Source organism: Streptomyces sp. H27-H1, from assembly GCF_026627445.1.
GTDB lineage: Bacteria > Actinomycetota > Actinomycetes > Streptomycetales > Streptomycetaceae > Streptomyces.
Map to the genome: position 1 here is coordinate 1 of NZ_JAPNLJ010000006.1, position 22,264 is coordinate 22,264.

General features: G+C 69.6%; 21 protein-coding genes, 2 rRNA genes and 1 riboswitch. Of the genes, 16 read left to right on the forward strand and 7 right to left on the reverse strand.

Annotated elements, in window-relative coordinates:
* The 12 genes from OTB20_RS07800 to OTB20_RS07855 all read left to right on the forward strand — a co-directional run.
* Window positions 1-95, forward strand: a 23S ribosomal RNA gene (locus OTB20_RS07800); the annotation flags it as partial.
* 74 nt (window positions 96-169) lie between these two features.
* Window positions 170-287: ribosomal RNA gene (gene rrf / locus OTB20_RS07805) — 5S ribosomal RNA — on the forward strand.
* 128 nt (window positions 288-415) lie between these two features.
* A complete protein-coding gene (locus OTB20_RS07810) occupies window positions 416-1,006 on the forward strand; it encodes a CDP-alcohol phosphatidyltransferase family protein (RefSeq protein WP_267758777.1) in 591 nt (196 codons plus the stop codon).
* A gap of 99 nt (window positions 1,007-1,105) precedes the next feature.
* Window positions 1,106-3,601 (forward strand): mannose-1-phosphate guanyltransferase, encoded by a 2,496-nt coding sequence (locus tag OTB20_RS07815; protein WP_267815867.1) that lies wholly within the window; start codon window positions 1,106-1,108, stop codon window positions 3,599-3,601.
* A gap of 129 nt (window positions 3,602-3,730) precedes the next feature.
* Window positions 3,731-4,633 carry a DUF881 domain-containing protein gene (locus OTB20_RS07820; RefSeq protein ID WP_267815868.1) on the forward strand — a complete coding sequence of 301 codons (903 nt, stop codon included), beginning with the start codon at window positions 3,731-3,733 and terminating at the stop codon, window positions 4,631-4,633.
* Complete coding sequence (locus OTB20_RS07825) at window positions 4,630-4,962, forward strand: small basic family protein (RefSeq protein ID WP_112452698.1); 333 nt, start codon at window positions 4,630-4,632, stop codon at window positions 4,960-4,962. The genes OTB20_RS07820 and OTB20_RS07825 overlap by 4 nt, the downstream gene beginning before the upstream one ends.
* Before the next feature lie 5 nt (window positions 4,963-4,967).
* Window positions 4,968-5,861 (forward strand): DUF881 domain-containing protein, encoded by an 894-nt coding sequence (locus tag OTB20_RS07830; protein ID WP_267815869.1) that lies wholly within the window; start codon window positions 4,968-4,970, stop codon window positions 5,859-5,861.
* Between the two features lie 483 nt (window positions 5,862-6,344).
* Window positions 6,345-6,887, forward strand: coding sequence for an FHA domain-containing protein (locus OTB20_RS42400; RefSeq protein ID WP_324290347.1), 543 nt, complete (start codon window positions 6,345-6,347; stop codon window positions 6,885-6,887).
* Between the two features lie 19 nt (window positions 6,888-6,906).
* The gene (locus OTB20_RS07840; protein WP_267758773.1) at window positions 6,907-7,680 is read left to right on the forward strand and encodes a MerR family transcriptional regulator; all 774 of its coding nucleotides are present in this window, start codon (window positions 6,907-6,909) and stop codon (window positions 7,678-7,680) included.
* Between the two features lie 107 nt (window positions 7,681-7,787).
* A complete protein-coding gene (locus OTB20_RS07845) occupies window positions 7,788-8,261 on the forward strand; it encodes a bifunctional nuclease family protein (protein WP_134074559.1) in 474 nt (157 codons plus the stop codon).
* Between the two features lie 181 nt (window positions 8,262-8,442).
* Window positions 8,443-9,099 (forward strand): MerR family transcriptional regulator, encoded by a 657-nt coding sequence (locus tag OTB20_RS07850; RefSeq protein WP_267815870.1) that lies wholly within the window; start codon window positions 8,443-8,445, stop codon window positions 9,097-9,099.
* 76 nt (window positions 9,100-9,175) lie between these two features.
* Window positions 9,176-10,780: a DNA polymerase IV gene (locus OTB20_RS07855; protein WP_267815871.1), complete on the forward strand. Its 1,605-nt coding sequence runs from the start codon at window positions 9,176-9,178 to the stop codon at window positions 10,778-10,780.
* A gap of 248 nt (window positions 10,781-11,028) precedes the next feature.
* On the opposite strand, the gene OTB20_RS07860 is transcribed toward OTB20_RS07855, so the two are convergent.
* Window positions 11,029-11,394 (reverse strand): PRC-barrel domain-containing protein, encoded by a 366-nt coding sequence (locus OTB20_RS07860; RefSeq protein ID WP_267815872.1) that lies wholly within the window; start codon window positions 11,392-11,394, stop codon window positions 11,029-11,031.
* Between the two features lie 119 nt (window positions 11,395-11,513).
* A riboswitch (glycine riboswitch) is annotated at window positions 11,514-11,612 on the forward strand.
* Between the two features lie 198 nt (window positions 11,613-11,810).
* On the opposite strand from OTB20_RS07860, the gene gcvP reads away from it, so the two are divergent.
* A complete protein-coding gene (gene gcvP / locus OTB20_RS07865; RefSeq protein WP_267815873.1) occupies window positions 11,811-14,696 on the forward strand; it encodes an aminomethyl-transferring glycine dehydrogenase in 2,886 nt (961 codons plus the stop codon).
* A gap of 102 nt (window positions 14,697-14,798) precedes the next feature.
* Here the strand turns inward: gcvP and OTB20_RS07870 are convergent, their stop codons facing one another.
* Both OTB20_RS07870 and OTB20_RS07875 read right to left on the reverse strand, forming a co-directional pair.
* Window positions 14,799-15,005: a DUF5999 family protein gene (locus OTB20_RS07870; RefSeq protein ID WP_324290348.1), complete on the reverse strand. Its 207-nt coding sequence runs from the start codon at window positions 15,003-15,005 to the stop codon at window positions 14,799-14,801.
* A 269-nt stretch (window positions 15,006-15,274) separates the two neighbouring features.
* Window positions 15,275-15,895 carry a hypothetical protein gene (locus OTB20_RS07875; protein WP_267815876.1) on the reverse strand — a complete coding sequence of 207 codons (621 nt, stop codon included), beginning with the start codon at window positions 15,893-15,895 and terminating at the stop codon, window positions 15,275-15,277.
* Window positions 15,896-16,409: 514 nt separating this feature from the next.
* Here OTB20_RS07875 and OTB20_RS07880 point away from each other — a divergent pair.
* Together OTB20_RS07880 and OTB20_RS07885 are read left to right on the forward strand one after the other, a co-directional pair.
* A complete protein-coding gene (locus OTB20_RS07880; protein WP_267815877.1) occupies window positions 16,410-17,945 on the forward strand; it encodes a glutamate-cysteine ligase family protein in 1,536 nt (511 codons plus the stop codon).
* Between the two features lie 191 nt (window positions 17,946-18,136).
* On the forward strand, window positions 18,137-18,880 hold the full coding sequence (locus tag OTB20_RS07885) for a CPBP family intramembrane glutamic endopeptidase (RefSeq protein WP_267816304.1): 744 nt from the start codon (window positions 18,137-18,139) through the stop codon (window positions 18,878-18,880).
* Window positions 18,881-18,928: 48 nt separating this feature from the next.
* Here the strand turns inward: OTB20_RS07885 and OTB20_RS07890 are convergent, their stop codons facing one another.
* The 3 genes from OTB20_RS07890 to OTB20_RS07900 form a co-directional block, all read right to left on the reverse strand.
* Window positions 18,929-19,747, reverse strand: a complete 819-nt coding sequence (locus OTB20_RS07890) for a PhzF family phenazine biosynthesis protein (RefSeq protein WP_267815878.1) — start codon at window positions 19,745-19,747, stop codon at window positions 18,929-18,931.
* A gap of 105 nt (window positions 19,748-19,852) precedes the next feature.
* On the reverse strand, window positions 19,853-20,083 hold the full coding sequence (locus OTB20_RS07895; RefSeq protein ID WP_267815879.1) for a hypothetical protein: 231 nt from the start codon (window positions 20,081-20,083) through the stop codon (window positions 19,853-19,855).
* A gap of 249 nt (window positions 20,084-20,332) precedes the next feature.
* Entirely contained in the window at window positions 20,333-20,743 is a 411-nt protein-coding gene (locus OTB20_RS07900; RefSeq protein ID WP_324290349.1) for a hypothetical protein, read from the reverse strand.
* Between the two features lie 254 nt (window positions 20,744-20,997).
* Between OTB20_RS07900 and OTB20_RS07905 the strand changes: the two genes are divergently transcribed.
* Window positions 20,998-21,618 carry a PadR family transcriptional regulator gene (locus tag OTB20_RS07905; RefSeq protein ID WP_267815880.1) on the forward strand — a complete coding sequence of 207 codons (621 nt, stop codon included), beginning with the start codon at window positions 20,998-21,000 and terminating at the stop codon, window positions 21,616-21,618.
* Between the two features lie 109 nt (window positions 21,619-21,727).
* Here OTB20_RS07905 and OTB20_RS07910 read toward each other — a convergent pair whose 3' ends face one another.
* Window positions 21,728-22,156 (reverse strand): SRPBCC family protein, encoded by a 429-nt coding sequence (locus OTB20_RS07910; RefSeq protein ID WP_267815881.1) that lies wholly within the window; start codon window positions 22,154-22,156, stop codon window positions 21,728-21,730.
* Window positions 22,157-22,264 lie beyond the last annotated feature (108 nt).

Here is a 22,264-nt window from a genome sequence, read left to right on the forward strand (position 1 = left end):
AAGGCTCCCAGTAGACGACTGGGTTGATAGGCCAGATGTGGAAGCCCGGTAACGGGTGGAGCTGACTGGTACTAATAGGCCGAGGGCTTGTCCTCAGTTGCTCGCGTCCACTGTGTTAGTTCTGAAGTAACGAACTGTGTTCATATCCGGTTGGTTAACTTCATAGTGTTTCGGTGGTCATAGCGTTAGGGAAACGCCCGGTTTACATTCCGAACCCGGAAGCTAAGCCTTTCAGCGCCGATGGTACTGCAGGGGGGACCCTGTGGGAGAGTAGGACGCCGCCGAACAATTATTGTAGAAAGCCCCGTACCAGGAAACTGGTACGGGGCTTTTCTGCGTTTACGGACCGATGCACCGGCTCCTGTAGGGTCAGGGGGCATCGTTCGACATTTCTACAGTCAGTGGAGGCCCCCGGGTGGAGGTCCAGGAGACTCGGGTTCAGACCGACCGAATTTTCACCATTCCGAACATCCTGAGCATGGCGCGCCTCGCGGGCGTGCCCCTGTTCCTGTGGCTGATCCTGGCCGAGCACGACGGCTGGGCCCTGGCCGTCCTCATGCTCAGCGGGGTCACCGACTACCTCGACGGGAAGCTGGCACGGCTCTGGAATCAGATCAGCAGCCTCGGGAGACTGCTGGATCCCGCTGCGGACCGGCTCTACATCCTGTCCACCCTGTTCGGTCTCACGTACCGCGGGATTCTGCCGATCTGGCTCACCGGGGCGCTCCTCGCGCGTGAGCTGATGCTGCTGGTCATGGTCTGGATCCTGCGCCGACACGGCTATCCCCCGCCACAGGTCAACTTCCTCGGCAAGGCCGCGACCTTCAACCTGATGTACGCGTTCCCCTTCCTGCTGGTCAGCACCTGGTCGGGTTGGTTGGCCTGGATGGGGTCAGTTTTCGGATGGGCGTTCGCCGGATGGGGTACAACCCTCTATTGGTGGGCAGGAATCCTATACGTGGTGCAAGTCCGCCGGCTCGTGAAGGCGGACGCCACGGCCGATTGAGCTCGCTCGGCGCCTGACTGACGCGGAGGAGTTGTCCAGTCACTGTGCGGGACGGGTGAGGTCGGCGATACGCCGTCTCCCAAGGAGGACTCTTCCGACATGAAGGCCGTCGTGATGGCCGGTGGCGAAGGCACTCGACTTCGTCCCATGACCTCAAGCATGCCGAAACCGCTCCTGCCGGTGGCGAACCGGCCGATTATGGAGCATGTGCTCAGGCTGCTCAAGAGGCACGGGCTCAGCGAGACCGTGGTTACCGTGCAATTCCTGGCATCACTCGTCAGGAACTATTTCGGTGACGGCGAGGAGCTCGGGATGGAGCTCACCTATGCCAACGAAGAGAAGCCACTCGGTACTGCCGGCAGTGTGAAGAACGCCGAGGAGGCTCTGAAGGACGACACGTTCCTCGTCATCTCCGGCGACGCGCTCACCGATTTCGACCTGACCGACCTGATCCGTTTCCACAAGGAGAAGGGCGGACTCGTCACGGTCTGCCTCACACGGGTGCCCAATCCGCTGGAATTCGGCATCACCATCGTGGACGAGGAAGGCAAGGTAGAGCGCTTCCTGGAGAAGCCGACCTGGGGCCAGGTGTTCTCGGACACCATCAACACCGGCATCTACGTCATGGAGCCGGAGATCTTCGACTACGTGGACGCGGACGTCTCGGTCGACTGGTCCGGTGACGTCTTCCCACAGCTGATGAAGGAAGGCCGGCCGATCTACGGCTACGTCGCCGAGGGCTACTGGGAGGACGTCGGCACCCACGAGAGCTACGTCAAAGCCCAGGCCGACGTACTCGAGGGCAAAGTCCAGGTCGACATGGACGGCTTCGAGATCTCGCCCGGCGTGTGGATCGCCGAAGGGGCCGATGTGAGCCCGGACGCGGTCCTGCGCGGGCCGCTGTACATCGGGGACTACGCCAAGATCGAAGCCGGCGTGGAGATCCGCGAGCACACCGTCATCGGCTCGAACGTCGTCGTAAAGAGCGGCGCGTTCCTGCACAAGGCCGTCGTGCACGACAACGTGTACATCGGGCCGCACAGCAACCTGCGCGGCTGTGTCATCGGGAAGAACACCGACATCATGCGGGCCGCCCGGATCGAGGACGGGGCCGTCATCGGCGACGAGTGCCTCGTCGGCGAGGAATCGATCATCCAGGGGAACGTGCGGGTCTACCCCTTCAAGACGATCGAGGCGGGCGCCTTCGTCAACACTTCGGTCATCTGGGAGTCCCGGGGGCAGGCACATCTGTTCGGCGCGCGGGGGGTCACCGGGATCCTGAACGTGGAGATCACCCCTGAGCTGGTGGTCCGGCTGGCCGGTGCCTACGCCACGACCCTCAAGAAGGGCGCGACGGTCACCACGGCCCGCGACCACTCCCGAGGCGCGAGAGCGCTCAAGCGGGCCGTGATCTCGGCGCTGCAGGCCAGCGCCATCAACGTCCGAGATCTGGAGAACGTACCGCTGCCCGTGGCGCGGCAGCAGACCGCACGCGGCAGCGCCGGCGGGATCGTGCTGCGGACCTCGCCGGGTGTACCGGACTCCGTGGACATCATGTTCCTCGACGAGCGGGGGGCGGACCTCTCCCTCCAGCAGCAGCGCAAGCTCGACCGGGTCTACGCGCGCCAGGAGTACCGACGGGCCTTCCCCGGTGAGATCGGCGACCTGCAGTTCCCGGGAAGCGTCTTCGACGCCTACACGGGTTCACTGCTGAGGCGGGTGGACACGACCGGGGTCGCGGACTCCGGACTCAAGGTGGTCGTGGACGCCTCCAACGGCAGCGCCGGGCTTGTACTGCCCAGCCTGCTGGGCCGGCTCGGGGTGGATGCCCTCACCGTCAACCCGGGGCTCGACGAGTCCCGGCCCACGGAAGCCGCCGAATCCCGCCGGGCCGGACTCCTGCGGCTCGGGGAGATCGTGGCCTCCTCGCGAGCCGCTTTCGGAGTGCGCTTCGACCCGGTGGGCGAGCGGATCTCCCTCGTGGACGAGCGCGGCCGGATCATCGAGGACGACCGGGCGCTGCTGGTGATGCTCGACCTGGTGGCCGCCGAGAAGCGCAGCGGCAAGGTGGCCCTGCCGGTGACCACGACCCGGATCGCCGAGCAGGTGGCGGCTTACCACGGCACGCAGGTGGAGTGGACGACGACCTCGCCCGACGACCTGACCCGGGTGGGCCGGGCGGACAACACCATCTTCGGTGGTGACGGGCGGGGCGGATTCATCGTCCCGGAGTTCAGCAGCGTCTTCGACGGCTCGGCCGCCTTCGTGCAGTTGCTCGGGCTGGTCGCGCGGACGCAGCTCACGCTGAGCCAGATCGACGCCCGGATCCCGCGGGCGCACGTGCTCAAGCGGGACGTGCCGACCCCGTGGGCGGTGAAGGGGCTCGTGATGCGCAGGGTCGTGGAGGCGGCCGGGGACCGGCAGGTGGACACCACCGACGGGGTGCGCGTCGTGGAGGCCGACGGGCGGTGGGCCCTGGTGCTGCCGGATCCGGCGGAGGCGGTCACGCACCTGTGGGCCGAGGGGCCCGACGACGCGTCCGCGCAGGCGCTGCTGGACGACTGGGCAGCGGTGGTTGACGGCGCCGGGCACTGAGCCCCCCGTACGGGAGGGCGTAGGGCCGGAATTGACGCAGGGCCGTAGGGCCGGCGGGCGGACGGGGCGAGAGTTCCGTCCGGTTCGCCGGCCCTCCGCATTGGGTGGGAGCGGCGGCGACATGCGACGATGTGCGGCATGTCGCAGCCGCCCCACAACCGCAGTTCGGCACCTCCAGCGCGGCCGGACGCCTCCATGTCGCTGCTGACGCACGTGATGGACCACACCCTCGACGAGGGCTACGCGGAGGCTTCGGCCCGGCGTGAGTCCGAGGGAACGTCCGGCCTGCCGCGAACCCTCAAGGCCAAGCTGGGCCTTGCCGCCGGGCTCGTGCTCGCCGCCATGGTCGTCACCCTGGGTGCCGCGCAGGCGAGGGCGACCGCGCCGGTGCTGGCCAAGGAGCGTCAGGAACTCATCGACAGGGTCGAGCGGGCCGACGCGCACGCGGACGGTCTGGAGCGGGACATCGAGCGGCTGCGGGACACCGTCGCCGCCCGGCAGCGCGAGGCTCTCAAGCAGCACGGCGGCGAACAGGGCCAGCTCGTGGCGCTGCTGTCCGGAGCCACCGAGGTGCACGGGCCCGGGATCAAGCTGACGGTGGACGATGCGAAGGGCTCGACGACCGGAAACGGCTCGGAGCCGCGCGAGAGCGCCGGATTCTCCGACACCGGTCGGCTCCGCGACCGCGACATGCAGAAGATCGTCAACGGGCTGTGGCAGTCGGGGGCGGAAGCGATCTCGATCAACGGGCAGCGGCTGACGTCCCTCTCGGCGATCCGGGCCGCAGGTGACGCGATACTGGTCGACAACAGGCCGCTGGTGCCGCCGTACGAAGTGCTGGCGATCGGCGACAAGAAGCGGCTCGGGACCGAGTTCCAGGACTCCGCGGACGGCCAGTACCTGCACGTGCTGCAGGAGAACTACGGGATCCGCTACTCCTTGTCGTCCGAGGCGGAGGTGCGCCTTCCGGCCGCGTCGAGCCTGACCGTACGTACGGCTACAGCAGCAGAGCAGCAGAAGGGTGCATTGTGATCGCGGTACTGGGCCTCGTGGTCGGAGTGGTGGTCGGACTTCTGGTCCGGCCCGAAGTGCCGGCCGTGGTGGAGCCTTATCTGCCGATCGCCGTGGTGGCGGCGCTGGACGCGGTGTTCGGAGGCCTGCGCGCGATGCTGGACGGCATCTTCGTGGACAAGGTCTTTGTGGTGTCGTTCCTGTCCAACGTGGTCGTGGCGGCGCTGATCGTCTTCCTCGGCGACAAACTGGGAGTCGGCTCGCAGTTGTCCACGGGTGTGGTCGTCGTCCTCGGCATCCGCATCTTCTCCAATGCCGCGGCCATCCGCCGGCACGTGTTCCGGGCGTGAGGCCGATGAGTACGAACGACACCCCTCCCGAGGAGCCCGGAGCCTCGCAGCAGCGGGCGAAGGAGCAGCCTCCGCTGGAGCCGCCGGCCGGGACCGTGGGCCGTGAGCCCGGCCCCGGGTCGGCGGGGCCCGGGCCGGCGGGATCGGAGCCGGCGGGAGCCGCGCCGACCGGGCCCGAGCAGACCGGCCGGCAGCGGCTGGCGGCCGGTCTGTGGCCGCCACGGGTGAGCCGCGCCCAACTGATCGTCGCGGTGCTGCTGTTCGTCCTGGGACTCGGCCTGGCGATTCAGGTACGGTCGAACAGCGACTCCAGCGCGCTGCGCGGCGCCCGTCAGGAGGACCTCGTACGGATCCTCGACGAGCTGGACGGGCGGACCAAGCGGCTGGAGGACGAGAAGCAGAAGCTCGACGACCAGCGCCGGGAGCTGGAGAGCAGCTCGAACCAGGCCGAGGAGGCCCGGAAGCAGACCGTGGAGAAGGAGCGCCAACTCGGGATCCTGGCCGGTACGGTGGCCGCGCAAGGGCCGGGGATCGTGCTGAAGATCACGGATCCCAAGGGTCAGGTGCTGTCGGACAAGCTGCTGGACACCCTTCAGGAGCTGCGGGCGGCCGGGGCTGAGGCGATCCAGATCAACGGGGTGCGGATCGTGGCGGACTCGTACTTCTCGGACGAGGAGGACGGGGTGGCGATCGGCGGTAAGAAGATCACACAACCCTATGAGTTCAAGGTGATCGGCAAGCCCCAGGACCTGGAGCCGGCGCTCAACATTCCCGGTGGCGTGGTCCAGTCGCTGGAGAAGGAGCAGGCGGTCGTCGGCGTCACACGTCCGGCGAAGATCGTTGTGGATGCCTTGCGGGCTGCGAAGCAGCCTGACTACGCTCGGTCGTCATCGTCGTGATGCGGGACCAACGGGAGACCGGCTCACGCGGGCGAATGCCTGCGGGGGGTCGGCGCACTGAAGTCGCGGTGCGTGGTGGAAACTGTCTGATGGTTACGGACGTTGTAGGTATGTCCGGGTCGGCAGGTGTTGCATTCGGAGTTCGTCCTGCCCCACGGGCGGGTCTGTTTCGGTCAAGGGGAATCGCCCGTGAAGTTGTTTGAGAAGTTGTTCGGCAAGAAGAACCGCGAGGACAGCGGTGCGGCCAGGCACCGCGCGAGGCACGGAGACGTGGAAGGGCAGGGCGACCGGCCGCTCTTCCGGGACGAGGTTGCCGGGGCGGGGGATATTTCGGGCGCGCACGGCGCGTCGAATGTTGACCCTGCCGGTACCGGACGCATAGGTTTCGGTGAACCATCAACCTCAAGTACGGGTGGAGGGTTCAACTCCGACCCGTATGCCACCAATGCCTCCGCGGGGCAGCCGCGGCGCGAGGAGCCGTCCATGTCGGCCGAGCAGATTTGCAGCAGGTGCGGGCACCGCAGCGATGCGGCGAGCCGGTTCTGCTCGAACTGCGGGGCGCCGTTGCGGGCGGGTCTGACGCCGGAGCGTGCCTCGGAGACCACGTCCACCATCTCGATCTCGGGCCTGGAGGCCTACGAGGCCGAGGTGTCGGGACAACAGCACGTGTCGTCCTCGCTGTCCCCCGAGGCCCAGGCCGCGGTGGAAGCGCTGCCTCCGGGTTCCGCACTGCTCATCGTGCGGCGCGGCCCGAACTCCGGCAGCCGGTTCCTCCTGGACGGTGAGCTGACGACGGCCGGCCGGCACCCGCAGAGCGACATCTTCCTGGACGACGTCACCGTCTCCCGGCGCCATGTCGAGTTCCGCAGGCGCCAAGACGGCGGTTTCACCGTCGCCGACGTCGGCAGCCTCAACGGCACGTACGTGAACCGTGAACCGATCGACTCCGTCTCCCTGAACAACGGCGACGAGGTGCAGATCGGCAAGTACCGGCTGGTCTTCTACGCGAGCCTGCGGGGGCACTGACCCTTCAAGGGAAGGTCCCATGCTGCGTATCCCGGCAGGCGGTGCCGCCAAGAGCGGCGCCGCCGGCACCGCCTCCTCGGGCGTGCGGCTGGTGAGCATCGGAACGGTGCTCACGATGCTGCGCGACGAGTTCCCCGAAGTCACGATCTCGAAGATCCGTTTCCTGGAGGCGGAGGGGCTCGTCGAGCCCCGGCGCACACCTTCCGGATATCGCAAGTTCAGCACCGACGACGTGGAGCGCCTCGCTCACGTCCTGCGGCTCCAGCGGGACCACTACCTTCCGTTGAAGGTCATCCGCGACCAGCTCGACGCGCTCGCACGGGGCGAGCAGATCCGCATCCCGGCGCCCACGGCGCACGGGGAGTCCGTCGACCCCGCCAGCCCCGTCGCCCTCTACGGAGAGGTCGGCCGGGAACGGCCGACCGTGGCCCGGGTGGGCCGGGCCGAGCTGATCGCCGCCGCGGACGTGGACGAGGTGCAGCTCGTGGAGTGGGAGTCGTACGGGCTCATCGCGGAGGCGCCCGGCGGCGGTTTCGACGCCGAGGCCGTCACCGTGGCCCGTCTGGTGGCCGATCTCGGACGATTCGGCCTGGAGCCGCGCCACCTGCGGGCGATGAAGGCCGCCGCCGACCGGGAGGCCGGTCTGGTGGAGCAGGTCGTCTCGCCGCTGCGCCGACACCGCAATCCGCAGACCAGGGCCCATGCGGAGGCCACCTTGAAGGAGCTCGCGGGGCTCTCCGTACGGCTGCACGAGGCCCTTGTGCAGACGGCTCTCGGGGTCCGGCTGCACTGATCCGGAGGGTATTTCGGGCGGGCTCCGGGGGATTTCGCAGGGGCCGCGGGGCAAGCTTGGGGGAGCCCGACTACCCAAACCTGCCGGGCAGGTCCTAGGGTTGCTGTGTGAACGAGCTCGACGTTGTGGGTGTCCGCGTGGAAATGCCCTCGAACCAACCGATCGTGCTCCTGCGTGAAGTGGGAGGCGACCGGTACCTCCCCATCTGGATCGGACCAGGGGAGGCGACCGCCATTGCCTTCGCGCAGCAGGGCATGGCCCCTGCCCGGCCGCTGACGCACGACCTCTTCAAGGACGTGCTGGAGGCGATCGGCCAGGAGCTGACCGAAGTGCGGATCACGGATCTGCGGGAAGGCGTCTTCTATGCGGAGCTCGTCTTCGCCAGTGGAGTCGAGGTGAGCGCGCGGCCTTCCGATGCCATAGCGCTCGCCCTGCGGACCGGGACGCCGATCTACGGCAGCGACGGCGTGCTCGACGACGCCGGAATCGCGATCCCGGACGAGCAGGAGGACGAAGTGGAGAAGTTCCGCGAGTTCCTCGACCAGATCTCGCCAGAGGACTTCGGTACCGGCCCGCAGTGAGGCGCGGGTCGCGCCGTCCTCCCGGATATTTCAGCCCATTCGAGTAGCCTTTCCCCGCAATGGGGTACGGGAAACCACTCTCAGGGTGATTATCACTCGGCGTGCCGAGTGTGGCGATCGTTGACGCACCCCTGGTGACTGCCTACCTTCAAGGTGGGCAGGTCAAGGACGGAGGGTCGGCGTGAGAGTCACGGGCGACGGTATGACCGGGGGCATCCCCGCACGGAGTGACGGTGGGCCGTACCCGCTGCACGGTGGTGCGGTGAACTCCGCGCGCCGTCAGCCGGAGCCCGCGCCGGTCGGTTCGGTGGGGCCGGTGGGTCCCCAGGGCGGCGAGACCGCACCCGAGCAGGTCGGATACCGGGGGCCGACGGCGTGTGCCGCAGCCGGCATCACCTACCGGCAGCTCGACTACTGGGCGCGTACCGGGCTGGTGGAGCCCAGCGTGCGCCCTGCTTACGGGGCGGGCACGCAGCGCCTGTACAGCTTCCGGGACGTGGTCGTCCTCAAGATCGTCAAGCGCTTCCTGGACACCGGGGTGGCGCTGCAGAACATCCGCACCGCCGTGCAGCATCTGCGCGACCGGGGTATCACGGACCTCGAGCGGATGACGCTGATGAGCGACGGCGCCACCGTGTACGAGTGCACCTCGCCGGATCAGGTGGTCAGCCTGCTCCAGGGTGGTCAGGGAGTCTTCGGGATCGCCGTGGGCGTGGCCTGGCGCGACGTGGAGAACGCGCTCTCGCAGTTGCACGGGGAGCGCGTGGACACAGGCGAGACGGTGGTCCGTCACAACCCGGCCGATGAGCTGGCCGCCCGGCGGAACCGGGCCGTCTGAGGCGGGCAGCGCGCCTCGCCTACCGGTGGCGTCGGGTTCGGGCCGATTGTCAGTGCTCTAGGGCAGCATCGGAGCTGTGAGAGCCGCGCCGACCATCCTGCACCTGGACATGGACGCCTTCTACGCTTCCGTGGAGCAGGCGTCCAAGCCGAGCCTGCGCGGCAAGGCCGTCATCGTGGGCGGGCTCGGGCCGCGCGGGGTCGTCGCGACCGCCTCCTACGAGGCCAGGCGGTTCGGGGTGCATTCGGCCATGCCGATGGCCCAGGCGCGGCGCCTCTGCCCGAACGGCGCGTGCCTCATTCCGCGCTTCAGCCTGTACCGCGAGGTCAGCGACACGGTCATGGCGCTGCTGCGGGAACTGTCTCCGCTCGTCGAGCCGCTGAGCCTGGACGAGGCCTTCGTGGACCTGGAGGCGGGCGGCGTCGCCTTCGACGCGCAGGCCGCGCGGGCCACTGGTCTGCGGCTGCGGGCCGATATCGCCGCCGCGACCGGGCTGAGCGGGTCAGTGGGGCTCGCGGGATCCAAGATGCTGGCCAAGGTGGCGTCCGAGGAGGCCAAGCCGGCCGGGCTGCTGCTGATCGAGGTCGGCACGGAGCGGGAGCACCTCGCACCGATGTCGGTACGGACCCTGCCCGGGGTCGGTCCGGCCACGGGGGAGCACCTGCGGCGTGCCGGGATCACCACAGTGGGGGAGCTGGCGGCGGCCGGCGAGGACGAACTGGTCCGGATGGTCGGGCGTTCGCACGGGGTCGGGCTGCACCGGATGGCGCTGGGGCTGGACGACCGGCCGGTGGTCGCCGAGCGGGACGCGAAGTCCGTGTCGGTGGAGGACACCTTCGACGTGGACCTGCACGACCGGGTGCGGATCCGCAACGAGGTGCAGCGGCTCGCGGACCGGTGCGTGGAGAGGCTGCGGGGGTCGGGGCACTCAGGGCGGACCATCGTGCTCAAGGTACGGCGGTACGACTTCTCCACGCTGACCCGGTCGGAGACCCTGCGGGGGCCCACGGACAACGCGGCGGTGGTGCGGGAGGCGGCGGCGCGGCTGCTGGAGTCCGTGGACACCACGGGCGGGGTGCGGCTGCTGGGCGTGGGCGTCTCGGGGCTGGCGGACTACACGCAGGAGGACCTCTTCGCCTTCGCCGATGCGCTGGCCGCGCGGGGGGAGGGCGCCGAGGCGGGTGCCGGTTCGGCTTCGGACGCGGGGGCTGCGGCGGGCGCGGCTGCCGGTGTGGCGGGGAACGCGGAGGCCGCCGTGGCCGGCGGTGCGGACACTGCCGGCGGGGACGCCGTGCGGGAGGCGGCCGACGCCGAAGGCGGACAGGGCCGGGACCTGAGCGCCGGGCGGGAGGCCGGGGAAGGGCAGGGCGAGGGCACCGGGCCGGGCCTGGTTGCCGGGCCGGTCCGCGGGGGCGGGGCGGTGCCCGGGGGCGGCGAAGGCGGGCTTGGGCGGCGCTGGTCGGCCGGGGGCGATGTGCGGCATGCGGTGTACGGGCCCGGCTGGGTGCAGGGCAGTGGCGTCGGGCGGGTCACCGTACGGTTCGAGCAGCCCGGATCCGAGCCGGGCCGGGTACGGACGTTTCGGGTGGACGACCCCGAGCTGGAGCCGTCCGATCCGATGTCGCTGGTCGGGGACCGGGTCGCGGGAGTCGCGGGCCGGACGGCTCCGGAGCGGGCCTGAGAGGTTCTCTGCCCGGCCGGCGGGCTGGGGGAGCCGTCCACTGCCGCTCGGTCCCGTGTGCTGCCGGGTGGGAGGGGGGTGGGTTGGCGTCCCCGTCGTGGGGGTGCGGAGATCCGCCTAGCGGCCGTGTGGCCTGGCGGTGGCGGTGGTGTCCGCCCGCGAGGTGTGGCCCAGCCCACTGCCCCGGTCCGGTTGTCACGGGGAAGCGGTCCGGGTCGGCCGACGCGGCCGTTCGGCTTCGGCGGAGGTCAGGATTCGTCGACGGTTCTGTGGCCGAAGTCGTGCTGGAAGTCGGTCGGGAGGGCCAGGTCCAGTCCGTAGTGGTGGTAGAGCTGCAGCTCCTGTTCGGGGGAGAGATGGCGGCCGACGCCGAAGTCGGGGGCGTCCTTGATGAGGGAGCGTTCGAAGGGCACGCGCAGGGTGTCGCCCACCATCTCGCTGGGCTCCAGCGGGACGAAGGCGTCCCGGCTGAAGAGTCCGGTGCGCACGGCGGCCCATTCCGGGACGCCCGTGGCATCGTCGAGGTAGACCTCGTCGACGGTGCCGATCTTGGTGCCGTTGCGGTCGAACGCCTTGCGGCCGATCAAGCTGCGGGGATCGATGTCGGTCTGCACGGTCCGGTCCCTCCTGTGGGTCGCAACTCATCCGTAATGACCAGAAAAGTGCATTTCTGGAGAGGGGGCCACTCGGGGGAGGTGCCGAAATCCTCGCTGGTAGGCTGGGTGACGGCTGTTGACCCTGTGCGGGAGAGTCCTCCGAGTGAGTGAGACGGAGGCGCCGAAGGAGCAAATCCTCCCCGGAATCTCTCAGGCATACGTACCGCACGTGGTGAGGCCACTCTGGAAAGCAGGATCGGGTACCGGGCGCGCAGTGCCGGTCCCCTTCCTCACCGACGGTGAAAGCCGGACCCCGTGGGCAACCCCCGCGCGGCCCGGTGAAGCTCTCAGGTTGTGATGACAGAGGGGGAGGCCGTCCGGGTGCCCGCGCCGTGGTACCCCTCGCAGGTCGTACGACCAGGAGGCCTCCGTACATGACCGCCAACCGCATTCCGCTCTCCCAGCTGGAGCGAGGCATCCCCTTCGAGCAGCGCCACATCGGCCCGGATGCCGAGGCGCAGGCGAAGATGCTCGCCCACGTGGGCTACGGCTCCCTGGACGAGCTCACCGCAGCCGCGGTGCCGGATGTGATCAAGTCCACCGCCGCGCTGAACCTGCCCGAGGCGCGGACCGAGGCCGAGGTGCTCGCCGAGCTGCGTGAGCTCGCCGACCGCAACCAGGTCCTCTCCTCCATGATCGGCCTGGGTTACTACGGCACCTTCACGCCGCCGGTGATCCTGCGCAACGTCATGGAGAACCCGTCCTGGTACACGGCGTACACGCCGTACCAGCCGGAGATCTCCCAGGGCCGCCTCGAAGCCCTGCTGAACTTCCAGACCGTCGTCGCCGAGCTGACCGGCCTGCCGACCTCCGGTGCCTCCCTCCTCGACGAGGGCACGGCAGCCGCCGAGGCCATGACCCTGGCCCGCCGCGTGGGCAAGGCCAAGGGCAACGTCTTCCTCATCGACGCCGATGCGCTGCCGCAGACCATCGCGGTGATCCAGACCCGCGCCGAGCCGATCGGCATCGAGGTCGTCGTCGCCGACCTGTCCGAGGGCATCCCGGCCGAGGTCGCCGAGCGAGGCGTCTACGGCGTGCTCCTCCAGTACCCGGGTGCCTCCGGCGCCGTGCGGGAGATCAAGCCGGTCATCGAGCAGGCGCACGCGCTCGGCGCCATCGTCGCCGTCTCCGCCGACCTGCTCGCCCTGACCCTGCTGACCTCGCCGGGCGAGCTGGGCGCGGACATCGCGGTCGGTACCACCCAGCGCTTCGGCGTCCCGATGGGCTTCGGCGGACCGCACGCCGGCTACATGGCCGTCCAGGCCAAGCACGCCCGCTCGCTCCCCGGCCGCCTCGTCGGCGTCTCCGTGGACGCGGACGGCAACAAGGCCTACCGCCTGGCGCTGCAGACCCGTGAGCAGCACATCCGCCGCGAGAAGGCCACCAGCAACATCTGCACCGCGCAGGTGCTCCTCGCCGTCATGGCCGGCATGTACGCCGTCTACCACGGCCCGGACGGGCTGCGGACGATCGCCCGCCGCACCCACCGCTACGCCGCCCTGCTCGCCGCCGGTCTGACGGCCGGCGGGGTCGAGATCGTGCACGGCGCCTACTTCGACACCGTCACCGCCCGGGTTCCGGGCCGCGCCGCCGAGGTCGTGGCCGCGGCCCGCGAGGGCGGGGTCAACCTGTACCAGGTGGACGCCGACCTGGTCTCCGCCGCCTGTGACGAGACCACCCTGCGCGCCGACGTCGACGCGGTGTGGGCGGCCTTCGGGGTCACCGCCGACCTGGAGGCGCTCGACGCCACCACGGCCGACGCGCTTCCGGAGGGGCTGCTGCGCGAGGACGCGTACCTGACCCACCCGGTCTTCCACCAGCACCGGTCCGAGACGGCGATGCTGCGCTACCTGCGCAAGCTCTCCGACAAGGACTACGCGCTCGACCGCGGCATGATCCCGCTGGGCTCCTGCACCATGAAGCTCAACGCGACCACCGAGATGGAGTCGGTCACCTGGCCCGAGTTCGGCCAGGTGCACCCGTTCGCCCCGGTCGAGCAGGCCGAGGGGTACCTCAGGCTCATCACCGAGCTGGAGGAACGTCTCTGCGAGGTCACCGGCTACGACAAGGTCTCCATTCAGCCGAACGCCGGCTCCCAGGGTGAGCTCGCCGGCCTGCTGGCCGTCCGCGCCTACCACCGGGCGAACGGCAACGAGCAGCGCACCGTCTGCCTCATCCCGTCCTCCGCGCACGGCACCAACGCCGCGAGCGCCGTGATGGCCGGCATGAAGGTGGTCGTCGTCAAGACCGCCGACGACGGCGAGGTGGACGCGGACGACCTGCGCGCCAAGATCGAGCAGCACCGCGACGAGCTCGCCGTGCTGATGATCACGTACCCCTCCACGCACGGTGTGTTCGAGGAGCACGTCGCCGACATCTGCGCCCAGGTGCACGACGCCGGCGGCCAGGTCTACGTGGACGGCGCCAACCTCAACGCCCTGGTGGGCCTGGCCAAGCCGGGTCACTTCGGCGGCGACGTCTCGCACCTGAACCTGCACAAGACCTTCTGCATCCCGCACGGCGGCGGCGGCCCGGGCGTCGGCCCGGTCGGCGTCCGGGCGCACCTGGCCCCGTACCTGCCCAACCACCCGCTCCAGCCGACCGCCGGTCCGGAGACGGGCGTCGGCCCGATCTCGGCCGCGCCGTGGGGCTCGGCGGGCATCCTGCCGATCTCCTGGTCGTACGTGCGTCTGATGGGCGGCGAGGGCCTCAAGCGCGCCACCCAGGTGGCGGTGCTCGGCGCCAACTACATCGCCAAGCGCCTGGAGCCGCACTACCCGGTGCTCTACACCGGCCCGGGCAACCTGGTCGCGCACGAGTGCATCATCGACATGCGTCCGCTGTCGAAGGCGACGGGCGTGAGCATCGACGACATCGCCAAGCGCCTGATCGACTACGGGTTCCACGCGCCGACCATGTCCTTCCCGGTCGCCGGCACGCTCATGATCGAGCCGACGGAGTCCGAGGACCTCGCCGAGATCGACCGTTTCTGCGACGCGATGATCGCCATCCGCGCCGAGATCGAGCGGGTCGCGGGCGGCGAGTGGCCGGTGGACGACAACCCGCTGGCCAACTCCCCGCACACGGCGGCGGCGCTGGGCGGCGAGTGGAACCACCCGTACACCCGTGACGAGGCCGTCTTCCCGGGCGGGGTGTCGGCCGCGGAGAAGTACTGGCCGCCGGTGCGCCGCATCGACGGTGCCTTCGGTGACCGGAACCTCGTGTGTTCCTGCCCGCCGCTGGACGAGTACGACAACTGAGGGCCGTACGTCACCGGTGACTTGACGTCCTCGGTGACATGACGAAGGGGCCGGTCCGGGAGGTGTTCCTCCTGGGCCGGCCCCTTTCGTCTCTGTCGTCGGCTAGGCCGCCTTCATCACCTGCGTCGCCGCGAGCGGGCGGTGGGGGGCGATGATCTGGCCGTCCGGCAGCAGCTCACCGGTGTCCTCGAACAGCAGGACGCCGTTGCACAGCAGGCTCCAACCCTGTTCCGGATGGATGGCCACGGGGTGCGCGGCCTCCCGGTCGGCTGAGTCGGCGGACGGGCACGCTGGCTTGTGCTGGCACATGGATGCGTTCTTTCGCTGCGGTGTGGTCTGTGTGCTGCGGCTCGATGCGTTGTTCATGGCCGCCCCCCGTATCAACGACTTGGCTCGGTCAGGGACCCCAGTGTTCCCCCACGGCACGGTGTCCGCAGGGATTTCCCGGCAGCTGTCCTCATAGATTGATGACGCATCACCCGTGCGGGCGGTTCAGGCCAACTCCCCTGTCATTTCGGGTGGTTCGTAGGGGGCCCGAGTGGGCTAGGCCGAATGGGCAGAATCGGCCATCGGCCCGATCAGGCGGCCGGTGCGGCCATGGTGGGCGGGATGGGCGAGGCCGTCGGCGTGAGCCGGTGGGTCAGTACGGGCAGTAGTTCGGACACGGGGTGCGGACGGTAGGCGGCGATGCCGGGCGGCGCGGGCGCCAGTGGGATCAGCAGATCGGCGGCGGCCGGCAGTCCGGACGAGGCGTCGGCGCCCACGGATCCGTGCAGCCACAGGGTCAGCATGTACAGCTCCGGAACGGACAGCAGTCGCGGCTGGTAGCTCTTGCCGAGCGACTCGGCCTGGCGCAGCGCGCGTTCGGTGGCGGCGACGTAGGGGCCCTCGAAGAAGTGGGAGAAGGCCCACCCGTCGGGGGTCAGCCGGGTGTCGGCCGCCGCGACGTAGTGGTCCCCGCTGCGGATCAGGAAGCGCCAGCCGGTCAGGCGGGTGCGTGGCGGCCGGCCGCCGGCGGTCAGGCCGGAGACGTGCAGCCGGTCCAGGACGTGGACGGGCAGCGGAAGTTCGGCGGTCATCGGACCCTGGAGGGCGCGCAGGGCCGGAGTGTGTGCCTCGTGGACGGCCGCGGGAGAACCGAGGGCCGCGAGGACGCTGCGCAGGGCGGGAGCGGGAGCCGGAGGGACGTGCAGCGGCATGGTGGGTCGCCTCTCGCTTGGGAGACCTGTGGAACGTGGGCGGGTGCGGGTGCGGACGGCGCTGTCGCATTCTGGGGTCAGAGGGGGGCTGAGGGGCAATGGCCGCGCGCCAACTCTCTGCCTCGCTTGCGCAGTTTATATGACGCGTGTTCACGCAATGTTTCGGCTAGCTGTCCCGGCTATTGCCGACAAGGCGCTTACCGGCCCCGCTGGCGTGCCATTCATGCCGGGTGAGTGCAGAGATTTCCCGCTGACCTCGGAGGTTACCGGATGGGGGCTCGGCTGAAAAGCGTCGGTTATCGGTAACCGGCAAGGTCTACGCTGTATTTGCGCAAGGACGCTTGCCAGGTGAATGTGCCAAAGCGCCTGTCGGCCAATCCGGCGCGCGCTCCCCGCCAGTCACGCCCCTTCCGCGTTATCGATCACGCCGCTGGGGCATCATCGACCGTAACGCGCGCCTGGGCCGGTGGATCCATTCCACGCCGGCCAGGCCCAGTCGAGGAGGGACGCTCCGATGGGGGAGAAGGTCGTGGCAGGCGGATTCGACCTGTCCGATCGGCAACGGTACCGGAGGAAGCTTCACGAGTGCCTGGAGGTACTGGAGCGACTTCTGGAGGAGAAGAGGTTCGATCGTCCCAAGAACATGATGGGGCTGGAGATCGAGTTGAATCTCGCGGGTGCCGACGGGTTGCCGAGAATGGTGAATGCTCAGGTCCTCGAACGTATTGCGAGCACCGATTTCCAGACCGAACTGGGAATGTTCAACCTGGAGGTGAACGTCCTCCCGCACCGGCTCGGCGGCCGGGTATTCGACCAGCTCGCCGAGGAACTGAGCGCGGGTCTCGGCTATGCCCACCGGCAGGCGGTGGAGATCGATGCCGGGGTGGTCATGATCGGAATTCTGCCGACCATCTCCCGGGCCGACCTGGTCACCGCCAACCTCTCGGCCGTGGACCGCTACTCCCTGCTCAACGAGCAGATCCTGACGATGCGCGGCGAGGACTTCACGCTCGACATCGACGGGGTCGAACGGCTGACCTGGACCTCCGGGTCGATCGTGCCGGAGGCCGCCTGCACCTCAGTACAGCTGCACCTGCAGGTGACCCCGGCCCGCTTCGCGGACGTGTGGAACGCGGCCCAGGCGGTGGCGGCCGTACAAATAGCCGTCGGTGCCAACTCGCCTTTCCTGTTCGGGCGGGAGCTGTGGCGGGAGTCGCGGCCGCCGCTCTTCCAGCAGGCCACCGACACCCGGCCGCCAGAACTCCAGGCGCAGGGGGTGCGTCCGCGCACCTGGTTCGGGGAGCGCTGGGTCGACTCGGCGTACGAGCTCTTCGCGGAGAACGTCCGCTACTTCCCGGCCCTGCTGCCGATCTGCGACGAGGAGGAGCCGCTGCGGGTGCTCGCCGAAGGCGGCGTGCCGAACCTGCAGGAGCTGGTGCTGCACAACGGCACGGTCTACCGCTGGAACCGGCCCGTCTACGGGGTCGCCGACGGGGTGCCGCACCTGCGCGTGGAGAACCGGGTGCTGCCCGCGGGCCCGACCGTGGCCGACGTCGTCGCCAACGCCGCCTTCTACTACGGGCTGGTACGGACGCTCGCGGACGAGCAGCGCCCGGTGTGGAGCCGGCTGCCCTTCGCGGAGGCGGAGGCCAACTTCGACGCGGCCTGCCGCTACGGCATCGACGCCCGGCTGCGCTGGCCGCGCCGGGGCCGGGGCGGGGGCCTGGCGAGCGTGCCCGCGGTCCGCCTGGTGCTGGACGAGCTGCTTCCGATGGCGGCCGCCGGACTGGACGCCTGGGGCATCGAGCCGGCCGACCGGGACCACTACCTCGGCATCATCGAGGAACGGTGCCGGCGCCGGGTGAACGGCGCCACCTGGCAGGTGGACACCTACCACCGGGCACGCGCGGACGGCATGGAGCGGGACGCGGCGCTGGCCGCGACCACGCGCCGCTACAGCGAGCTGAGCCACAAGGGCGATCCGGTGCACACCTGGCCGACCGGTCCGGGGGATGGCGCCCTGCCGGCCGGGCCGACGGCCGGGGACTGAATCCGGGGCGTGCCCGGTCCCGCCCGTTGATCCCCTTGCCCCGTGGAGGAGGCAGTATGGGGTGATCGGGGCGGGGCGCCCCGCGGGATGTCGCAGCGGGTGCCGCGGCGGTGGCGGAACGGGAGACGGGCGTGCGGACGGAGCCGGAACCGGTGTTTCGGGAGCTCGACGGGGGCCCGAACGGGCGCAGGATGCTGCGCTCCGAGACGCTGCTCGTGCTCGCCCTGTCCCTGGGCGCGAGCGGTGTTTCGGCGCTGATCAGCTTCATCGGCTCACTGACCAAGCCGGGCGGGCTCAAGGACCAGGCCGCCACGCTCAACGGCTCGTACGCCCCCGGGCGGCCCTGGCTGGACCTGGCCTGGCAGCTGTTCGGCATCGCGAGCGCGCTCGTCCCCGTCCTGCTGGTCGCGCACCTCCTGACGCGTGAGGGCGCGCCCGGGCTGAAGGTGCTGGGCTTCGACCGCACCCGGCCCTGGTGGGACCTGGGCCGGGGCGCGCTCGTCGCCGCCTGCATCGGCAGCGCCGGACTGGCCTTCTACCTGGGGGCGCGGGCGACCGGCTTCAACCTCACGGTGGTGCCCGAGGCGCTGCCCGACGTGTGGTGGAAGTTCCCCGTGCTGATCCTCTCCGCGGTGCAGAACTCCGTGGTGGAGGAGGTCATCGTGCTGGCCTACCTGCTGCGCCGGCTCGACCAGCTCGGCTGGTCCCCGACGGCCGCGCTGCTCGCCAGTTCCGTGCTGCGCGGCTCGTACCACCTGTACCAGGGCATCGGCGGCTTCGTCGGAAACATGGTGATGGGCGTGGTCTTCGTCCTCGCCTACCGGCGCTGGGGCCGGGTGGGGCCGCTAGTCGTCGCGCACGCGCTGCTCGACATCGTGGCCTTCGGCGGGTACGCCCTGCTGGCGGGGAAGGTGGGCTGGCTGCCCACCCCGTAGTCGCGGAGGGGTCTGCGAGGCGGCTGCGCCGGGTTGAGGGGCGGCCGCTCACGGTGCGCTGAGCAGCTCCCCGTCGATGACCGTGACCGCGCGTCCGGTCAGCAGCGTACGGTCGCCCAGCACCCGGACCCGGACGAGGCCGGTGCGGGCTCCGCCCTGGAGGCCGACGAGCTCCGTGCGGCCCAGCCGCTGTGCCCAGAACGGGGCCAGGGCGGTGTGGGCGCTGCCGGTGACCGGGTCCTCGTCGATGCCGAGCGCGGGGAAGAAGCCGCGTGAGACGAAGTCGTACCCGCGGGAGGGGTCTTCGGCCGCCGCGGTCACCATGATCCCGCGCCGGGCGTAGCTGCGCAGTGCGGCCAGGTCGGGGGTGAGCTCGCGTACGGCGCGCTCGTCGGCCAGCTCCACCACGAGGTCGCCGATGTGGGCCGAGGTGTCGTGGACCGATGTGACCACGGCGCCGAGTGCGCGCTCCACGGCGGCCTCCGTTTCGACCTCGGTCAGGGAGGAGGTCGGGAAGTCCATGACGAGGGTCCCGTCTCCGGCGGGCGTGACCTCCAGGATCCCGCAGCGCGCCGAGAAGCGGATCGTCCCGGTCGCGAGGCCGCTCGTGACCAGGACATGGGCGGTGGCGAGGGTCGCGTGACCGCACATGTCGACCTCCGCGGACGGGGTGAACCAGCGCAGCGCCCAGTCCGCCTCGCCGCCGGGCGGCAGGGGATGGGCGAAGGCGGTCTCGGAGAGGTTGACCTCGGCGGCGACCTGCTGGAGCCAGCCGTCCGTGGGGAACCCGCCTTCGAGGAGCAGGACCCCGGCGGGGTTGCCGCCGAAGGGGCGGTCGGTGAAGGCGTCGACGATTCGGATGCGCATGTGATCGACCGTAGGGACGCGGCGGAGCCGGCCGCAAAGGCCAATCCGGGATGACTGGACTGGTCGAAGGGGGCGCGGGCTTGGATGTGCCGGGTGCGGCCGGGCTCAGTCGCTCGGCAGGAGGGCGGCCAGTTCGCGCAGGCCGGGGAGGTGCTGGGGGTCGTAGGGCATCGTCAGGCGGTACCCGCTGCGGCCCAGCGTGATCACCATCGTCGGCCGCCGGCCCTCCGTTAACTCCACGCGGGGCCGTTGCCACACGTGCCACCGGTGCACGTCCACGGAGCCGAACAGCTCCAGTACGCGGCCGTCGAAAACGAGCAGGGCGGTGTCGCTCACCTGCGCCTCACACGCTTCATGAGCTTCATAGGAGGAGGTCATTGTCCCGTCTCAGTGAAGTTTGACCATTCTCACTGAAGTTTGACCGGTCGCGGCTCTACGTTCGCGGCCGTTGGGCTTGCGAAGGGCGGGACGACGGTGGCCACACCTGCACGGGCATTCGATGGTGAGGCACCCCGGCCCCCGCGCACCCCGGCCAGGCCCTGAAAGGCCGTGGCTCAGGCCAGGTGCAGCACTCCCACACTGTCGTTAAGGCCGTAGTTTCCGCGCCTGCGGGTCAAAGCAGTTGAGGCCCATCGACGAAGCAATCTCGGACGCGTGGGCAGATGCCTCATCTGCCATGCTCCACCGCATGGGGAAGTAGATCAACGGGCCGCGGGCCTCCCCGATCAGCGGAGCGGTTGACCAGGGCGAGGTGTCATCGTCGTCTTCGGTGAGCTCCGGCCACCGTTCCAAGAGCACGGCGACGAAGGCCGCTATGCGCTCAGCTGGAGGGACCGCAGGTTCTTCCGTGTCGATGAAGCGGTCATACAGGTCGTTGAAGCACCGGGCCGCAGCAGCGTCATCCGCCGGCCGCTCGCCCTCCCACACAGCAAGGTCATAGCTCATGGGCGCAGCCTGCCATCTGTCACCGACAGCCAGACCGGCGAACCAGATCATCCGCGGCAGGTCAGATCGCCTGAGACGGGGCAGCCCCGTCTGGTGAAACTTCGATGAGACGAACGGGCCAGTCGTCAGACTTCAGTGAGACCGGTGCATCTTCGCTGAGACAGGACAGTCATGCGGCGATCCTAGGTGTTCGTTGAAGGAGTTTCCGATATATCGTTGACGCATCGCGATGCGTCAACGATAGTAGAGACATCGCAACAGCGAGAACCGGAACGAGATCACCGAATGACGAAAGGAGCGCAGTCATGCGTTCACACGGACAGCACGGACACGGCCACGGACATGAGCACGGACGGGGTCACGGCCACTGCGGGCCGGACCGTCGGGAGGAGTTCCAGGAGCGGCGCGCCGCCTTCGGGCCGTTCGGGCCGCCTTTCGGCGGCGGGCCCTTCGGCGGGCGCGGCGGCCACGGCGGACCGCGCGGCAGGGCCCGGCGGGGTGATGTACGCGCCTCCATCCTGGCGCTGCTCGCCGACCGGCCGATGCACGGTTACGAGATGATCCAGGAGATCGGCGAGCGCAGCGGCGGGGTCTGGAAGCCCAGCCCGGGCTCGGTCTACCCGACCCTGCAGCTCCTCGAGGACGAGGGCCACATCACCAGCCAGAGCGAGGGCGGCAAGAAGCTCTTCACGCTCACCGACGCCGGCCGCACCGAGGCCGAGTCCGGCCCGGACGCCCCCTGGGCGGAAGCCGGGCGGGGCTTCGACTTCGAGGCGATGAACGAGGTCCGGACGGCCGGTTTCGGCCTGATGGAAGCCTTCGGCCAGGTCTTCAAGACCGGCACTCCCGCCCAGCGGGCGAAGGCCCTCACCGTCATCAACGACGCCCGCAAGAAGCTCTACCTGATCCTGGCCGACGAGCACTGAGTGCGAGCCGGCGGGACCTCCCGCACAGGACGGCGCGCCGCGCGAGAAACCTCGCGGGGCGCGCCGTCCTGTGCGTACGTCTACGGACCTGCGCGTTCGGGGGTGGCGCTCAGGCGACCAGGCCAGAGAGCTTGCGGAGCGACTCGTTCAGGGCGGCGGTGGCCGAGTCCTTGAGCTTGCCCGCCATGAGAGCGACAGCGGCGCCGGTGAACTCGCCGTCGATGCGGACCGTGGTGGCTTCGCCGTCCGGGATCAGGGTGTAGCGGGTCAGCACGGCCACGCCCATCGGGCCCTTGCCGGTGATCGCGAAGACGCGCTCGTCCTCCAGCTCCGAGACCGTCCAGAGGATCTCGGCGGGGAAGCCCATCATCTTCATGTTCTCGGAGAAGGTGGAGCCCACCGCGAGCGTCTCGGGCCCACCCTTCGGGAAGTTGGTGTGGGTCATGCTCCACTGGCCGTAAGCATCCCAGTCGGTCAGCTGGGACCAGAGCTTCGCGGCGGGCGCCTCGATGCGTGATTCCGCGATGACTTCAGCCATGCGACCACCCCTTCTCGTCAGGTACGTGCGGCGGAACGTAGTCCCGGTGGACGCAACATTCAAGACTGACGACCTGTCAGATATCGCAGAGCGGCCGACTGTGGACGT

What these genes read in the sequence shown, in the direction of transcription:
- gcvP (WP_267815873.1), top strand. Translation starts at nt 11,811, where the DNA reads ATGACCGCCAACCGCATTCCGCTCTCCCAGCTGGAGCGAGGCATCCCC.
- OTB20_RS07905 (WP_267815880.1), top strand. Translation starts at nt 20,998, where the DNA reads ATGCGTTCACACGGACAGCACGGACACGGCCACGGACATGAGCACGGA.
- OTB20_RS07910 (WP_267815881.1), bottom strand. Translation starts at nt 22,156, where the DNA reads ATGGCTGAAGTCATCGCGGAATCACGCATCGAGGCGCCCGCCGCGAAG.
- OTB20_RS07890 (WP_267815878.1), bottom strand. Translation starts at nt 19,747, where the DNA reads ATGCGCATCCGAATCGTCGACGCCTTCACCGACCGCCCCTTCGGCGGC.
- OTB20_RS07880 (WP_267815877.1), top strand. Translation starts at nt 16,410, where the DNA reads ATGGGGGAGAAGGTCGTGGCAGGCGGATTCGACCTGTCCGATCGGCAA.
- OTB20_RS07885 (WP_267816304.1), top strand. Translation starts at nt 18,137, where the DNA reads ATGCTGCGCTCCGAGACGCTGCTCGTGCTCGCCCTGTCCCTGGGCGCG.
- OTB20_RS07815 (WP_267815867.1), top strand. Translation starts at nt 1,106, where the DNA reads ATGAAGGCCGTCGTGATGGCCGGTGGCGAAGGCACTCGACTTCGTCCC.
- OTB20_RS07830 (WP_267815869.1), top strand. Translation starts at nt 4,968, where the DNA reads ATGAGTACGAACGACACCCCTCCCGAGGAGCCCGGAGCCTCGCAGCAG.
- OTB20_RS07870 (WP_324290348.1), bottom strand. Translation starts at nt 15,005, where the DNA reads ATGTGCCAGCACAAGCCAGCGTGCCCGTCCGCCGACTCAGCCGACCGG.
- OTB20_RS07875 (WP_267815876.1), bottom strand. Translation starts at nt 15,895, where the DNA reads ATGCCGCTGCACGTCCCTCCGGCTCCCGCTCCCGCCCTGCGCAGCGTC.
- OTB20_RS42400 (WP_324290347.1), top strand. Translation starts at nt 6,345, where the DNA reads ATGTCGGCCGAGCAGATTTGCAGCAGGTGCGGGCACCGCAGCGATGCG.
- OTB20_RS07820 (WP_267815868.1), top strand. Translation starts at nt 3,731, where the DNA reads ATGTGCGGCATGTCGCAGCCGCCCCACAACCGCAGTTCGGCACCTCCA.
- OTB20_RS07900 (WP_324290349.1), bottom strand. Translation starts at nt 20,743, where the DNA reads ATGATCTGGTTCGCCGGTCTGGCTGTCGGTGACAGATGGCAGGCTGCG.
- OTB20_RS07840 (WP_267758773.1), top strand. Translation starts at nt 6,907, where the DNA reads ATGCTGCGTATCCCGGCAGGCGGTGCCGCCAAGAGCGGCGCCGCCGGC.